The organism is Vibrio metoecus, assembly GCF_009665255.1.
GTDB lineage: Bacteria > Pseudomonadota > Gammaproteobacteria > Enterobacterales > Vibrionaceae > Vibrio > Vibrio metoecus_B.
Genome location: NZ_CP035686.1, coordinates 161336 through 176977 on the forward strand (window position 1 = coordinate 161336; position 15642 = coordinate 176977).

At 50.2% G+C, this 15642-nt stretch carries 12 protein-coding genes; 9 read left to right on the forward strand and 3 right to left on the reverse strand.

Going from position 1 to position 15642, the window contains the following annotated elements; all coding sequences use genetic code 11:
- Positions 1-15 precede the first annotated feature (15 nt).
- Genes tamA through EPB59_RS00830 form a run of 3 tightly spaced genes read left to right on the forward strand, consistent with a single transcriptional unit; the run spans position 16 to position 5844 of the window.
- Positions 16-1731 (forward strand): autotransporter assembly complex protein TamA, encoded by a 1716-nt coding sequence (gene tamA, locus EPB59_RS00820; protein WP_195707024.1) that lies wholly within the window; start codon positions 16-18, stop codon positions 1729-1731.
- A complete protein-coding gene (tamB, locus tag EPB59_RS00825; RefSeq protein ID WP_154171338.1) occupies positions 1728-5486 on the forward strand; it encodes an autotransporter assembly complex protein TamB in 3759 nt (1252 codons plus the stop codon). The genes tamA and tamB overlap by 4 nt, the downstream gene beginning before the upstream one ends.
- A 10-nt stretch (positions 5487-5496) precedes the next feature.
- Positions 5497-5844, forward strand: coding sequence for a gamma-glutamylcyclotransferase family protein (locus tag EPB59_RS00830; protein ID WP_001164260.1), 348 nt, complete (start codon positions 5497-5499; stop codon positions 5842-5844).
- 59 nt (positions 5845-5903) lie between these two features.
- Here EPB59_RS00830 and ppa read toward each other — a convergent pair whose 3' ends face one another.
- Positions 5904-6434 carry an inorganic diphosphatase gene (ppa, locus tag EPB59_RS00835; protein WP_000056163.1) on the reverse strand — a complete coding sequence of 177 codons (531 nt, stop codon included), beginning with the start codon at positions 6432-6434 and terminating at the stop codon, positions 5904-5906.
- Positions 6435-6606: 172 nt separating this feature from the next.
- A complete protein-coding gene (gene fbp, locus EPB59_RS00840; protein ID WP_055051231.1) occupies positions 6607-7617 on the reverse strand; it encodes a class 1 fructose-bisphosphatase in 1011 nt (336 codons plus the stop codon).
- A 305-nt stretch (positions 7618-7922) separates the two neighbouring features.
- Here fbp and mpl point away from each other — a divergent pair, with 305 nt between their 5' ends.
- From mpl to thiQ, 5 genes are all read left to right on the forward strand, one after another.
- Positions 7923-9278 (forward strand): UDP-N-acetylmuramate:L-alanyl-gamma-D-glutamyl-meso-diaminopimelate ligase, encoded by a 1356-nt coding sequence (gene mpl / locus EPB59_RS00845; protein WP_154171339.1) that lies wholly within the window; start codon positions 7923-7925, stop codon positions 9276-9278.
- A gap of 12 nt (positions 9279-9290) precedes the next feature.
- Positions 9291-9920 carry a flavin prenyltransferase UbiX gene (locus EPB59_RS00850; protein WP_195707025.1) on the forward strand — a complete coding sequence of 210 codons (630 nt, stop codon included), beginning with the start codon at positions 9291-9293 and terminating at the stop codon, positions 9918-9920.
- Positions 9921-10180: 260 nt separating this feature from the next.
- Complete coding sequence (gene thiB, locus EPB59_RS00855) at positions 10181-11173, forward strand: thiamine ABC transporter substrate binding subunit (protein WP_154171341.1); 993 nt, start codon at positions 10181-10183, stop codon at positions 11171-11173.
- Between the two features lie 9 nt (positions 11174-11182).
- Positions 11183-12775, forward strand: coding sequence for a thiamine/thiamine pyrophosphate ABC transporter permease ThiP (gene thiP / locus EPB59_RS00860; protein WP_154171342.1), 1593 nt, complete (start codon positions 11183-11185; stop codon positions 12773-12775).
- Between the two features lie 11 nt (positions 12776-12786).
- The gene (thiQ, locus tag EPB59_RS00865) at positions 12787-13503 is read left to right on the forward strand and encodes a thiamine ABC transporter ATP-binding protein (RefSeq protein WP_154171343.1); all 717 of its coding nucleotides are present in this window, start codon (positions 12787-12789) and stop codon (positions 13501-13503) included.
- 102 nt (positions 13504-13605) lie between these two features.
- Here thiQ and yjgA read toward each other — a convergent pair whose 3' ends face one another.
- Positions 13606-14175: a ribosome biogenesis factor YjgA gene (gene yjgA / locus EPB59_RS00870; protein WP_195707081.1), complete on the reverse strand. Its 570-nt coding sequence runs from the start codon at positions 14173-14175 to the stop codon at positions 13606-13608.
- Positions 14176-14285: 110 nt separating this feature from the next.
- On the opposite strand from yjgA, the gene pmbA reads away from it, so the two are divergent.
- Positions 14286-15629, forward strand: a complete 1344-nt coding sequence (gene pmbA, locus EPB59_RS00875; RefSeq protein ID WP_154171344.1) for a metalloprotease PmbA — start codon at positions 14286-14288, stop codon at positions 15627-15629.
- Positions 15630-15642 lie beyond the last annotated feature (13 nt).

Sequence of the window (15642 nt, forward strand, 5' to 3'; positions counted from 1 at the left end):
GAGTTTAAATCAAGCATGAGACGAAAATCACTCCCCGCCTTACTCTCGCTCTGGTTGTTTTCAGCCGTATCTTACGCCGATGTGAAATTAGAGATCACAGGCTTAAGTGGTGCAGAGAAAGATAACGTCGATGCCTACCTGTCGTCGATCGCTCCTCAGGATTATTCCACCAGCTTGCGTTTTCAATCCCAGCTAGAAAAAAGCATTACCGAAGCGCTGAATGCACTCGGCTATTATCATGCTAGCCTGCATTTTACGGTGTCAGAAGATAATCAGCGCTTAAGTGTGGCGGTCACCTTAGGCGAGGTGACCCGTTTTAGTGAAGTGGATATTGTGATCAGCGGTGAAGCGGAAAATGATCGTGATTTCCAACGGCTAATCCGACGCAGTGGTTTAAAAGTGGGCCAGTCGCTCAATCATAGTTTGTATGACAATTTAAAATCAGGGATCCGCAATCTTGCACTGCAAAAAGGCTACTTTAATGGTGACTTTCAAGATAGCCGACTGGAAGTGATCCCTGAACTGAATCAGGCGCGAGTGAAATTGCATTTCGATAGCGGGATTCGTTATCAATTTGGTGCAACAACGGTAGAAGGCAGTCAAATTGATGAAAATCGAGTGATGTCGCTGCGCCCTTTCAAGCAAGGTGATCCGTATTTAGTCTCGCAAGTCGGTGAATTTAACCAAAATCTTTCCAATACGGATTGGTTCTCTTCGGTGTTTGTGGAACCCGATTTATCGCAGCTAGATCAAGGTCGAGAGTTACCGATGAAAGTCTCGCTCGCTCCACAAGCGCGTAACCAATTGGAGACCGGTTTGGGGTATTCGACGGATGTCGGGGTACGTGGCTCATTAAAGTGGAAAAAACCTTGGGTCAATAGTCTAGGCCACAGTTTCGATAGTAGCTTTTCCCTTTCGGCACCAGAACAAACCATCACGGCGGGCTACAAAATACCCTTGGATGATGTGTTGCATGAGTATTACCGCATTCAGTATGGCATGAAGCATGTCGATAAGCGTGATACCGAGAGTTTGGAATCGAACCTTGCGTTAGAGCGGCATTGGCAGCTCGATGGTGGATGGCACCGCACGATATTTATCCGCTATCTGTTAGAAAACTATGAGCAAGGTTTGCAAGACGATAATAGCCAGTTTTTACTGCCGGGGGTGACTTACACCCGCACGCGGACTCGCAGCTCTGGCAGTTTGCTCACCTGGGGTGACAAACAAACCATCACTCTTGAATATGGTGATCCGAAACTGATTTCGGCAACGCGGGTTGCACGTGTGCAAGCGGGATCATCATGGTTGCGGACATACGCACGCAATCACCGTGGCTTAATCCGAGTGGATGGTGGTGCGAACCTTGCTGACCAATTTGATCAACTTTCCCCCTCATTACGTTTCTTCGCTGGTGGCGATAACAACTTGCGTGGTTACGGCTATGAATCGATTTCACCGAAAGACGCCAGTGGGGCATTAACGGGAGCGAAATACATTGCGACGAGCTCGATCGAATATCAATACCGCTTAACCGGTAATTGGTGGGCGGCGATGTTTATGGATGTCGGGGATGCGTTTAACGATAACCCAGACTGGAAAAAAGGTGCGGGGGTCGGCGTGCGCTGGGTTTCTCCTGTCGGCCCGATTCGTTTGGATTTCGCATGGGGGCTCGATGCCAATCCGGGTGAAGCGTTTAAAATCCACTTCACCTTGGGGCCCGAACTATGATCAAACGGGCTCTAAAATGGACCAAGTGGTTCTCCATGCTGCTGTTGGTGTTGGTGATTCTCTTGGTGCTGGCATTGGCGGGTGCGTTGTTTACCAACCCCGGTTTGCAAGCCGTATTGTGGGGGGCGCAGCAAGCGCTGCCGCAGTTGAAAGTCGAACAAGCTCAAGGCGCGCTGTTTCCCCGCTTTACTCTGCAAGGGGTCTCTTACTCTGATCACGAGCTTGACCTGACGTTGGCGACTCAAACATTGAGTTTAGCGATTAACCCTAACTGCTTACTGGAACCGAGTATCTGCATCAATGAGTTGGCGATTAACGGCTTAACGTTGGATCTGCCTGCTCTGCCTGAAAGTGAAGAACCCCCTATTGAGCCTAACTCTGAGCCGCTCAGTGAGCTTTCCACGCCAATCCCAATTCGAATCGGTAAGCTCGCGCTAGACAACATCCAACTGAATATTCTGGGTAACCAAGTGGCGTGGCAGCAATTTCGTACTCGTGCGTCTTGGCAAGGGAGCCGACTACGTATCGGGCAAACCGAGTGGCAAGCGCTCCGCCTTGCGTTAGCAGAGAGCGAAGCGGCTAAAGAACCAGCAAGCCAAACAACCACGGATAACTCCGAGCCATTAGTTCTGCCTGAAGTGTTGATCCCACTGCAAATTGAGTTGGAGCGGTTTGATATCCGCGATTTTCGTTTGCAGCAAGAAACACCGATCATCGTTAATCACTTGGGTTTGCAAGCCAGTGCTTCTGGGCATCAAGTGGCGATTTCAGCGTTGGAATTAAGCATGCCGGAGTTGGATGCTCAACTGAGTGCGGAAGCAACGCTGAGTAACGACTATCCACTGCAGTTGGATCTGCGTAGCCAAATTCATTTAGAGGATTTCAAAGGACAAACGTTAGCACTAGCAGCACAGGGCAGTGTGGCGGATCTCAATCTGCAAGCCAGCCTCGATACACTGGCGCAAGCGCAACTCAATGCCCATTTTAATCTGCTGGATACGGAGTTGCCGTTTGACCTCGAACTTTCAAATGTCAAAGCACAATGGCCAATGCATGGTGAAGGCGATTATCGAGTTCAGATCCCGCAATTGAGTGCGACGGGGTCATTGAAGAGTTATCAGTTGGCGTTACAAGCCGCGTTGCAAGGAAAGGATCTGCCCGATATCGCTCTTGTCCTCAAAGGGCAAGGCAATGTGGATGAAATTGCTCTGCAATCGTTAAAAGTGGAATCACTGGGCGGCTCTGTCACGGGTAATGCGGTGGCGAACTGGAAAAATCCGCTTAATTGGGCGGCACGCTTAAACCTGAAAAATATCCAACCCGGTCTGCAATGGCCTGAAGCGGAAGGGAAAATCAGCGGTGAGTTGGATACCTCCGGATCGTTGACCGAGCAAGGTGGTTGGCAAGTGGATGTGTCGCGTTTAGCGATCAACGGCATATTACGTGATTACCCGCTTAAAGTGCTTGGGGAAGTCAGCGCATCGGATGTGAAAGGGCAAGGTGATATTGCGCTGATCAGTAAAGGATTATCGTTGGTTCACGGGCCTAACTCGCTGACGGCGAAAGGGCAACTGACGAAACAGTGGCGTATGTCGGTCGAATTGGATGTGCCGGATTTAAGCAAATCTCTGCCGGATGCCAAAGGTAAAATCATTGGTGATGTGCTGCTGCGTGGTGATCTTAAGCAGCCGAAAGTCAAACTCTTGCTCGATGCTGATAGTGTGCAGTGGCAAGATTTGGTCTCGATTGGGCATTTGACCTTACAAGGCAACGTGGCGCCGCTACCGGACCCTCAAGGCGATCTCTCGCTGCAAGTGCGCAATATTCAGTATGAAGATCAGCGGATTGACTCTGTTGATTTGAAAGCCCAAGGCTCACAGAAAAAGCATTCAGTCACGCTGGATGTCGCTTCTGAGTTGGCGTCGACCAGTCTTGCTTTGAACGGCCGACTGCGTTTGGAACCGTCACTGCGTTGGCAAGGCGAATTGGAACGTATGTGGTTAAGCTCTCCACAAGGACAATGGCTGTTACAACAAGCCACTGCGCTATCGTTCGATCAAAAAACCGAACGAGTTAAGGTTGCCGCTCATTGTTGGAAACAAGAAGAGGCTTCACTCTGTTTGGAGGAAGAGGCGGAGTTGGGTGCGCGTGGGAAAGCGCGTTTAGCCATCAAACAATTCGACTTTAAACAGCTGGCGAGCGTATTACCGAAGGAAACGAAACTCAGAGGTGGTTTAGAGGGGCAAGTGTGGGCGAAATGGGCTCCGAAAGTGGCACCACAGTTAAAAGCCAACCTGGTGTTGACCCCAGGTCACATTACGCAAAAATTAGAAAAAAGCGTTACATTTGGTTGGGATAAAGCACAATTTTCTGCTGAGCTTGCCAAAAACCAACTGCAAGCCAGTTGGTTGTTAGACGCGACAGATAACGGTGACCTGACCGGTAATATCAAAATAGCGGATGTGCGTGCCGAGCAGAAAACTATGCTTGGGGCAATCAACCTAACCACGTTTAACTTTGATTTCTTGCAGCCACTCATTGGGGAATACAGTGAGGCGAAATCAAGCATTAATGCCGATGTGCAGTTCCATGGGCCGATGCTGCATCCTCAACTGGAAGGGGAAGTGTTGGTCAATGATATCCGTGTCAAAGGTGATATTTCGCCAGTCGATGTGCAATCAGGGCAGGTGTCACTCAAATTTAATGGTTATCAGGCAGTGTTAACTGCCGATATCCAAACCACGGATGGCTTGCTGGAAGTGGATGGGGATGCGAACTGGCAATACTTGGAGGATTGGCGACTCAAAGCGCGAGTGCATGCTCCCTCTATGATGGTGGATCTGCCACCGATGGTGAAAGTCAAAGTGATACCGGATCTCACACTGGCGATGCAGCCGCAACTGGCACGTGTGACGGGGAATATCGCTTTACCTTGGGGGCGGATCGTCGTGGAAGAGCTGCCGCCGAGTGCAATTGGTGTCTCGAAAGATCAAGTATTGCTGAATGCAGACTTGCAACCGCTGAGCGAGAAAGAGTCGCTACCGTTTACCGTAGAAACGGATGTGAACGTGCAAATTGGCGACGATTTCCAACTCAATGCCTTTGGTTTACAAGGTAACTTAGTCGGGCGGCTGAATGTCGCGCAAAAAGATAAAGGCCCGTTCATTTTAGGTGAGGTGAACATTCGTAATGGTCAATACCGCTCGTTTGGGCAAGATCTACAGATCAAAGAAGGGAAGATCTTGATGAATGGTCCTGCGGATCAGCCTTATTTAGCGATCACGGCGATCCGTAACCCAGACAACACCCAAGATAATGTGATCGCTGGGGTGCGAGTGAGTGGACCATCCGATGAGCCATCGCTGACGATTTTCTCTGAACCTGCGATGCCGCAAGCGAATGCGCTTTCGTATTTGCTGCGTGGACAGAACATCGATGGTGAAACGGGTGGCAACGCCATGACGACAACCTTGATTGGTTTGAGCTTGGCACAAAGCGGCAAGTTGGTGGGCGAGATAGGCCAAGCCTTTGGCGTGCAGGATTTACAATTGGATACGGCAGGCTCGGGCGATGATTCACAAGTGACCGTAAGCGGTTATATTTTGCCCGGCTTGCAAGTGAAATATGGCGTAGGTATTTTTAACTCAGTCGGTGAATTTACCGTTCGTTATCGCTTGATGCAGGATCTGTATCTGGAGGCCGTCTCCGGTGTCGACAGCGCCGTGGACTTGCTCTATCAGTTCGAATTCAACTAAGGAGAGAGATGTGCAGCACCTTGTTTTTGTGTATGGCACTTTGCGTCACGGAGAGAGCAACCATACTTACTTACAGCAGAGTCAGTTGCTTGGTCAATTTGAAACCAAACCCGAGTATGCCCTGTATGATTTAGGCGCGTATCCAGGATTGGTGGAAGGGCATCAATCGGTGCATGGTGAAGTCTATCTAGTGGATGAGCATACGCTCGCTCAACTGGATATTTTGGAAGATGTTCCCATCGAGTATCGGCGTGACACCATTGAGACACCGTTTGGTACCGCGTGGATCTATATTTATCAAGAAACCCATCGCTTACATTCACTGATCGATTCCGGAGATTGGTGCCAGCGTGTCTAGTTCTGACCTACAAAGAAAAAAGCCAGCTTAGCTGGCTTTTTTATGCTCAAAACGTGGGCTTATTTGTTTTGCGCACGCTCGTAAGAGCTCAGGATTTCAGCGCGAGCAGAAGCGGCATCTTCCCAGCCATCCACTTTTACCCACTTGCCTGATTCCAGCTCTTTGTAACGCTCAAAGAAGTGAGTGATCTGCGCTTTCAGCAGCGCTGGCAGATCGTTCACGTCTTGGATGTGATCGTATTCTTTAGAGATCTTGGTGTGCGGTACCGCAACCACTTTCGCGTCTTCACCAGATTCGTCCGTCATCTTCAGCACGCCAACTGGACGGCAGCGGATCACAGAACCTGGGATCAGTGGATATGGCGTTGGAACCAAAACGTCTACTGGGTCACCATCGAGTGACAGAGTGTGGTTTACGTAGCCGTAGTTGCATGGGTAGAACATCGGCGCTGACATAAAGCGGTCTACGAATACTGCGCCAGACTCTTTGTCGACTTCGTATTTGATTGGGTCAGCATTAGCCGGGATTTCGATCACTACATAGATATCATCAGGCAGTGATTTGCCCGCTGGCACATTGTTTAAGCTCATTAACGGTTTCCTTTTTTCTGTTGGCCGGACTTCAAATTCGGGATTTATTATTATTCAAGTTTGCCGATGGCGCAAAATGCACCGGTCAGCGAAGGGGTGAGTTTACTCTCAAAATAAAGGATCCCCAAGCCGACAAAGAGAAAAAGCGCCGCATTGCGCGGCGCTAAGTAGCTTAATCAGGGTAAGTTTCTAAAAATTCTTGAACTTTATGCACCATATTCTTCGAACCGACAAAGAAAGGAACGCGTTGATGCAATTCGGTGGGTTTGATGTCCATGATTCGACATGCGCCATCAGAAGCCAGACCACCCGCTTGTTCAATCAAAAATGCCATCGGGTTGCACTCATAAAGCAGACGCAGCTTACCGTTCGGATGGCTCTGTGTGCTCGGGTACAAGTAGATGCCGCCTTTGAGCAGGTTGCGATGGAAATCGGCCACCAGTGAACCAATGTAGCGTGAGGTGTAAGGGCGGCCATCTTCCGGCACATTTTCTTGGCAATATTTGATGTACTTTTTCACGCCTGTCGGGAAGCGGATGTAGTTACCTTCGTTGATCGAGTAAATCTTACCGTTTTCCGGAATGCGCATATTCTCGTGCGAGAGATAGAAAGTGCCGAGCGAAGGGTCGTAAGTAAAACCGTTCACACCATTGCCCGTGGTGTACACCAGCATGGTGGACGATCCGTAAATTACATAACCGGCGGCGACTTGCTTATTGCCCGGTTGCAGAAAATCTTCCTGAGTCGGAGGTGTGCCAACTGGCGAAACGCGGCGGTAAATCGAGAAAATTGTCCCCACCGATACGTTGACATCGATATTGGAAGAACCGTCTAACGGATCCATCAACACCACGTATTTGGCATTTTTGTTGAGCTCTTTATTGAATGCGACCGCTTCATCTTCTTCTTCACTCGCCACACCACACACCTGATCGCGTGCTTCCAGCGCGGCTTTGAATTTTTCGTTGGCATACAGGTCGAGTTTTTGCTGCTCTTCACCCTGAATGTTGTCATTGCCTGACGCGCCAATGATATCCGCCAGTCCCGCTTTATTGATTTCGCGGTTGACGATTTTGGCAGCCAAACGAATGGACGCTAAAAGAGAGGAAAGTTCACCGCTGGCGTGGGGGAAGTCATGTTGTTTTTCAACAATAAATTCACCGAGGGTGCGCATTTTCTGCATGTTGATTCCTTAACACTATTTTGTCGGGGGTATGCCAGTTTGTTGCGTTCTCTTTGCTTTAATGCAACAAACGAGTTGAGCAAGATGATGGGATCCTCTAATGGAATCGATTGCACTATGCATCTTGTCTGGTGTGGATTGTAAAACTTAGATCTTTTTACGGGTATTGAACTAACCGACACAGATCTCACTTTGATTGTCGACAATTTCGAATTTACACCACGCTGAACGGACGCACTCGCTTTTAGCGAGCGGATCGGGATAATGGAGCCACTCTAATTGCACAGTAAAAAGGCTGGGTTTTTATGCACATTCATATCTTGGGAATTTGTGGCACTTTCATGGGCGGCGTTGCGGTGTTAGCGCGTCAACTGGGTCATAAAGTGACGGGCAGCGATGCCAATGTTTACCCGCCAATGAGCACCATGTTAGAGGCGCAAGGCATTGAGATTATTGAAGGTTTTGACCCTGCTCAATTAGAGCCTAAGCCTGATCTGGTGGTGATTGGCAACGCAATGAGTCGTGGTAACCCTTGTGTGGAATATGTGCTTAACCACAACCTGCGCTACACCTCAGGCCCGCAGTGGCTACAAGATTTTCTACTGCATGATCGCTGGGTGATTGCGGTATCGGGAACGCATGGCAAAACCACCACTTCAAGCATGGTGGCGTGGGTTCTGGAGCATTGCGGTTATCAACCGGGTTTCTTAGTCGGTGGCGTGTTGGGTAATTTTGGTATTTCTGCGCGTTTAGGCGAAAGCATGTTTTTTGTGGTCGAAGCTGACGAATACGACAGTGCTTTTTTCGATAAGCGTTCTAAGTTCGTGCATTACCATCCGCGCACTTTAGTGATGAATAACCTAGAGTTCGATCATGCAGACATTTTCGATAACTTAGAGGCGATTAAGCGCCAATTTCATCATTTGGTACGTACTGTGCCGGGCAACGGTCGTATTCTCGCACCGAAGCAAGATACCGCTTTAGCCGATGTTTTACAGCGCGGTTGTTGGAGCGAAACCGAGTTCAGTGGTGAGCAAGGTGAGTGGCAAGCAGAAAAAATTACCGCTGATGGTTCACAGTTCCACGTTTTATTCAAAGGTGAACGTGTAGGCCAAGTGAATTGGAGTTTGGTGGGGGATCACAACGTCAGTAATGCACTGATGGCGATTGCCGCAGCGCGTCATGTTGGTGTTGCGCCGGAGCTGGCTTGTGAAGCGCTGGGGCTGTTTGTCAACACCAAGCGCCGTTTAGAGCTGAAAGGTGAAATCAATGGGGTAACGGTGTACGACGATTTTGCCCATCACCCGACGGCGATTGAACTTACGCTCGGCGGTTTACGTAACAAGGTGGGCGATAAGAAAATCATCGCCGTACTTGAGCCGCGCTCTGCCACCATGAAGCTGGGCGTGCACAAAGAAACCTTGGCGGCTTCATTGCACAGCGCCGATTCGGTTTACCTTTACCAGCCGTCTAACATTCCTTGGTCGGTGGAAGAGGTCGCGAAACAGTGTCAACAGCCTGCGCAAGTGAGCGCCAATATGGATGAATTTGTGGCTATGATTGCCAAAGAAGCCCAAGCCGGTGACCAGATTTTGGTGATGAGCAACGGTGGCTTTGAAGGCATTCATGGCAAGTTGCTCGCGGCACTGCAACAGAAATAATTTAAGGTGAGCATGAACAACAATCGAACCATTACACTGGCTTGGACTGGCGCTTCCGGAGCGCCTTACGGGCTGCGCTTATTGCAATGCTTGTTAGCGGCAGACTATCAGGTGTACCTACTGATCTCTTCGGCGGCGCGAGTGGTACTGGCGACTGAGCACGGCTTGAAACTGCCCGCCAACCCTGAAGCGGCACAAGCGGCTTTGGTGGAGCATCTGGGCTGCGCCAGTGATAAGTTGGTGGTGTGTGGAAAAGAAGATTGGTTTTCGCCAGTGGCTTCCGGTTCGGCTGCCCCCAAGCAGATGGTGGTATGTCCATGCTCGGCAGGCAGTGTAGCCGCGATTGCTCATGGCATGTCAGATAATCTGATTGAACGCGCCGCTGATGTGGTGCTGAAAGAGCGTGGACAACTGCTGCTGGTGGTGCGTGAAACGCCATTCTCCACTTTGCACTTAGAAAATATGCTTAAGCTCTCGCACATGGGCGTGACTATCATGCCTGCTGCGCCGGGTTTTTATCATCAGCCACAATCGATTGACGATCTGGTCGATTTTATGGTGGCGCGCATTCTCGATCATCTTGGGATCGAACAAACGCTTGTGCCGCGTTGGGGTTATGATCAACGCGCGCGCGGCGAGTAATGACATGGCCAGTGGCGATTTTCCGCTACTGGCTAATTACAAGATTTCCCATTACAATCCAACCCACTCACGGGGGCCACCCATTCATCCGAATGGCGCTGAGATCAAGCACTGCTTGGGACCCGCAATGACTGCGATGTTCGCGGTTGAACCTGAACCAGATAATGCTGGCGTAGGAATTGAGCTAGGTTTGCAGAATGGAATAATGGACGATTCTCTGCCTCCCTCAAGCCTGTGCCGCTCATTAAGGAGAGCGAGCCTTGAAATTTCCACTGACTGCGGTTGCGTTAGCAACCCTATGTGTTGCCTCTGCAGCGTCTGCTGCACCAACCCTCACCGTTTACACTTACGACTCTTTTGCCGCCGACTGGGGGCCAGCACCTGCGATTGAAAAAGCGTTTGAAGCACAATGTGGCTGCGATCTGCAATTTGTCGCGTTAGAAGATGGCGTGTCGATTCTCAATCGTCTGCGTCTAGAAGGCAGCAACAGCAAAGCCGATGTGGTGCTAGGGCTCGATAACAACCTTATCGAAGAAGCCAAACAAACCGGATTACTGGCGACTCACAGTGTGGATACCAACAAGGTGACTCTGCCCAATGGTTGGAGTGACAACACGTTTGTGCCTTACGACTATGGTTATTTTGCTTTTGTGTACAACAAAGAGAAGCTGGCTAACCCGCCGGCCAGCTTGAAAGAGTTGGTGGAAAAGCGTGATGATCTGAAAGTGATCTACCAAGACCCGCGCACTTCAACGCCGGGACAAGGTTTACTGCTGTGGATGAAGTCTGTCTATGGCGATCAAGCGCCACAGGCGTGGAAGCAGTTGGCGAGCAAAACGGTTACCGTGACCAAAGGTTGGTCAGAAGCTTACTCCATGTTCCTTGGTGGAGAGGCGGATCTGGTGCTCTCTTACACGACATCGCCGGCCTATCACTTGATTGCGGAAAATGATGCACGTTTTGCCACTGCGAACTTTAGCGAAGGGCATTACCTGCAAGTGGAAGTGGCCGCCAAAGTCAAAAGCACTAAAAATGGCGAGCTGGCGGACAAGTTCCTGCAATTTATCCTGAGTAATGAGTTCCAAAGCGTGATCCCAACGGGTAACTGGATGTATCCCGTGACGGCGGTTGAACTGCCCAAAGGGTTTGATACTTTGGCGGTACCGACACAATCTCTTTCTTTCAGCGCACAGGAAGTGGCGCAAATGCGTAAGCCATGGATTCGTGAGTGGCAGCAAGCGCTGAGCTTTTAAGGTTAAGCGTTGAATCGAACTCCTCAATTAGGCTTTTGGGTCGCGGCAGGTGTCGCGACCTTTGTCCTCGCTGCATTAGCGGCGCTGCTCTGGCAAGCGCCACCGCTCAATCTGAATCTGATCTGGCAAGATGCTTATTATCGGCATGTTACCCAGTTCAGCTTTTACCAAGCTTTCTGGTCAACCGTGCTCAGCGTTGGGCTTGCCATTCCGGTTGCTCATGCCCTCAGTCAGCGCCGTTTCCCCGGTCGTGGTTTACTACTGAAACTGTTCGCGATGACGCTGGTTTTGCCTGTGTTGGTGGCGATTTTTGGCTTGATTGCGATTTACGGTAACAGCGGTTGGTTGGCCAAAATACTCCAAAGTTTTGGGCTTTCTCTGCCGTTTTCGATTTATGGTTTAAACGGTATTTTGCTCGCCCATGTGCTGTTTAACTTGCCTTATGCCAGCCGCTTGTTGCTGCAAAGTCTAGAAGCGATCCCCAGTGAGCAGCACAAGCTGTGCGCCCATCTCGGTATGAGCCGTTGGCAGAAGTTTAAGTGGGTCGAGTGGCCGCGTCTGCGTCAGCAACTGCCGCACGTTGCGGGCTTGGTGTTTATGCTCTGCTTTACTAGCTTTGCAACCGTGATGGCGCTCGGTGGTGGGCCTAAAGCAACCACCATTGAGCTCGCGATCTACCAAGCGATCAAATTCGATTTCGATCTGCAAATTGGCGCGTTATTGGCGCTTTGGCAGATGTTGCTGTGTACCTTACTGACTTTTACCTTGCAGCGCTTTTCGCATTCCCGCCCCATGAGCAGTGCTGCGAGCAAGGTGACTGAGCGTTGGATACGTGATTCATGGCGCGCCAAAGTTTGGGATGCCAGTTGGATTATTGCGGTTTGCGCCTTAGTACTTCCACCATTAGCGATGGTTGTGCTGGCAGGGCTCAATTCAAAGCTAGGCAAGGTACTGACGAGCGGCGATTTTTGGTCGGCAGTCAGCCACTCTTTGCAAGTGGCGAGCTTAGCCAGTAGCTTGGCTCTGGCCAGTGGAATCGCGATGTTACTCACCAGCCGAGCCTTGCGGTTGAAAGCGGCTCATCGCCGCGCCAATGGCGTGGAGTGGATCGCGACGTTAATTCTGGTCACGCCGGGATTAGTGGTGAGTACCGGACTCTTTTTGTTGCTGCGTAATATCACCGATGTGTTTAGTTTAGCTTACTGGATTGTGGTCGCAGTCAACGCGCTAATGGCGCTGCCTTACGTCGTAAAAACCTTGAGCCAACCTATGTGGCACTTGGCTCAGCAATATGAATTGCTGTGCGCCAGTTTAGGCATGTCTGGTTGGCGTCGATTTCGTTTAGTGGAGTGGCGCGCGCTGCGTAAGCCTCTCTCCCATGCGTTTGCGATCGGTTTTCTGCTCTCGATGGGGGATTTAAGCGCAATTGCCCTGTTTGGTAGCCAAGATTTTCGCACTCTGCCGCTCTATCTTTATCAACTGCTCGGCAGCTATCAGATGGATACCGCGGCGGTAGTCGCGTTGGCCATGCTGATCATGAGTGTAGGTTGGTTTTATGTGATTGAGCGGCTGTTTGCCCAGCGTCCGCTTACCAAACGCTAATAAGGAAAAGCATGTTAGCTCTAGATAAAGTGCGTTACGAATATGAGCACGAATGGTTTGAGTTTGATCTGAACGTGGCTGATGGCGACATTGTGGCGCTGATGGGACCCAGTGGCGCGGGTAAATCTACCTTGCTCAGTCTGGTGGCGGGATTTATTGAACCGGTGAGCGGCAGCATCAAGGTCAATCAGCAGTCGGTACTCGGTTTAGCGCCTTATCAACGCCCCTTTTCGATGCTCTTTCAGGAGCACAACCTGTTTGCCCATCTTACCGTACGCGAAAACATCGGCTTAGGTTTACATCCTGGGCTCAAATTGAACGCTGAGCAGAAACAACAAGTCGTGCAAGCGGCAGAGCAGGTCGGGATCTGCGATTATCTCGACAGGTTGCCTGAGCAACTTTCCGGCGGGCAACGCCAGCGTGTGGCACTCGCGCGCTGTTTTGTGCAGCCGAATCCGATTTGGTTGCTTGATGAGCCTTTTTCGGCACTCGATCCTTTATTGCGAGAAGAGATGCTTGCTCTGGTGAAACAATTAGCCAGTGAGCGACAGCGCACTGTAGTGATGGTGACCCACCATCTTAGTGATGCGCGTGCCATCGCCAGCCAAATCGCATTTTTGAGCCAAGGTAAAGTGAAGGTGGTGAGTGATTGTCAGGCGGTGACGGTGCAGCATCCTCATCCTGAACTGGCTCAGTTTGTGGCGGCGGCACTGAGTGAGCCGAAATAACGCTGAGTGAACGGATATACATCGACCGTAAAGAAAAAGGTTAGCTTGCGCTAACCTTTTTTGATGATCTTGCTAAAACGAAACGGCTGATCGCATCGCGTTTTATTCTTCTGAATCCAGATCGTCTTCACTTTCTTCTTCGATCTCTTGTTTTGCCAACATCGCTTCTTTCAGCAGTTGGAAGATCTCGCGAGATGATTTTGGCGGCTTGTTGCTCGCTTTCTCTTTGGTGGCTTGACGCGCTAGCAGACGCAGACGTTGACGATCTGCTTCTGGATATTGCTCCATCGCCACTTCAATCGCGCTATCGCCCTCGGCAACGATGCGATCACGCAGTTGCTCCAGTTTGTGCAGCAGCGCGGTAGTTTGCGAATGTTTGTTGCGCAGTTTATCCAACGCTGTTTGTAGCGGTTCCGGGTCGATATGGCGCATCAGTTTGCCAATGTATTGCAACTGGCGGCGACGTGCTTCGTTTTTAAAACGCTGTGCATCTTTAATGGCTTCGGCCAGATCTTCTGGCAGCGGAAATTTGGCTAGTGCGGAAGGCTTTAGCTCAACCAGCTCTTCGCCAAGCTTTTGCAGGGCTAGCATATCATTTTTCAATTCGGTTCTGCTGACCCAAATGATCTCTTCTTCCTCTTCCCAAGGGGCTTTTTGGTTTTTACGTGCCATATTCTTCATCATGATGAGTTACTTATGTCGGCTATTTTAGCAAGAATCGTGGGGAGAAAGCGAAATTCTTGTTATCCTAATAACATCAATAACCAATGGTTGAATGAAATATGGATGTAAAAGAGCGAGTTGCGCTGCAGCGTCAAGAACTGGAAACTGCGGTTGCCAAAGCATTAGAGATGGCAGCGGCGAGTTCTGATGCGGCTGAAGTGGCCATCACCAAGAGCACGGGATTAAGTGTTTCGACCCGCATGTGTGAAGTAGAGAATGTTGAATTCAACAGCGATGGTGCACTTGGGATTACCGTCTATCGTGGCCAACGTAAAGGCAGCGCTTCAACGTCGGACTTAAGTGAAAAAGCGATCCAACAAACTGTGTTGGCGGCGCTGGATATTGCCCAGTACACCTCTGAAGATCCTTATGCTGGCCCTGCGCCGAAAGAATTGATGGTGCAGGATATTCCTGATCTTGACCTCTTCCATCCTGATGAGCCGAATCCTGATGTGGCGGCGCAAATTGCCATTGCGGCAGAACGTGCGGCCTTAGGCTACAGCAAGAAAATTAAACAAAGCGATGGCGGTAGTTATGATAGCCATTTCGGCATTCGTGTTTACGGCAACAGCCATGGTTTATTGGCTAGCTATGCCTCCAGTCGCCACAGCATTAGCTGTAGTGTGATTGGTGAAGGCCGCAACGGTGAAATGGAGCGTGATTACAGCTACACCGTGGCGCGTCACCGTGACGATTTATGGACGCCAGAAAGCGTGGGTTTGCAAGCGGCGGAAAATACGGTGAGCCGTCTGGATCCGCAAAAACTGAAAACGGGTCAGTTTCCGGTGATGTTTGCGGCAGATGTGGCGACTGGCTTAATCGGTCATCTGGTGATGGCGATCAGCGGTGGCAATTTATATCGTAAATCGAGTTTCTTACTCGATCATCTTGGCAAAACCATTCTGCCGACGTGGTTCAATATCAGTGAGCGTCCGCATGTGATGCGTGGTTTGGCTTCCAGCCCATTTGATAGTGAAGGGGTTCGTACCCAAGATCTGGAAATCATCACTGATGGTGTGTTGGCAACTTACTTACTGACCAGCTACGCCGCGCGCAAAATGAACATGACACCAACTGGTCATGCGGGTGGCATTCATAACTGGTATGTGAAATCGACGGGTCAAAACTACCAACAGATGCTCAAAGAGCTGGGTACCGGCTTGCTGGTGACCGAAGTGATGGGACAAGGTGTGAATGTGGTGACGGGTGATTACTCACGTGGCGCTGCCGGTTTCTGGGTGGAAAACGGTGAAATCAAATACCCCGTTTCTGAAATCACCATTGCGGGTAACCTCAAGCAGATGTTGCAGCAGATTGTCGCGGTGGGTAGCGATGTTGAAACGCGCTCACAGATCCAAACTGGTTCTATTTTGATTGAATCAATGAAAGTGGCGGGCGAGTAAGCTCTGAGTCATT